At 46.2% G+C, this 303-nt stretch carries 1 protein-coding gene; it reads right to left on the bottom strand.

Annotation, left to right across the window (positions count from 1 at the left end; translation table 11 throughout):
- Positions 1 to 23 precede the first annotated feature (23 nt).
- Positions 24 to 303 (bottom strand): hypothetical protein (locus tag GFJ41_RS18430; RefSeq protein ID WP_170076067.1); only part of this gene is annotated, 280 nt, incomplete at its 5' end.

Genomic DNA, 303 nt, shown 5'->3' with positions numbered 1-303 from the left:
CTGATATGTCTCTCAGTCCCACATCACTTGTCCTCCTTACCCGCCTCTTGAGAATCAGAGTAGAGTGTGGAGACATTTCCATCTTTCCATGTAACCACAATATCACCAGACTTCAGCCCATCGCTCTCACTAGCTCCAACCAGTGGTGCTTTGCTGTCTAGTTGGCCATCTAGTGTTTGTCCAGTGAAGAACTTTTTGTCCTCCTTGATCTCAGTGATGTCTTGAAGGTCCTCTAGTTCCACTTTCACTGTGGCAGGTGATGCAGCTTTGTACTTGGCTATTTCTTTACGATGTATGTTACCC

Origin of the sequence: Paraclostridium dentum, assembly GCF_012922555.1 — a bacterium.
GTDB classification, from domain to species: Bacteria; Bacillota; Clostridia; order Peptostreptococcales; family Peptostreptococcaceae; genus Paraclostridium; species Paraclostridium dentum.
This window is presented reverse-complemented; position numbering and strand designations above follow the sequence as displayed.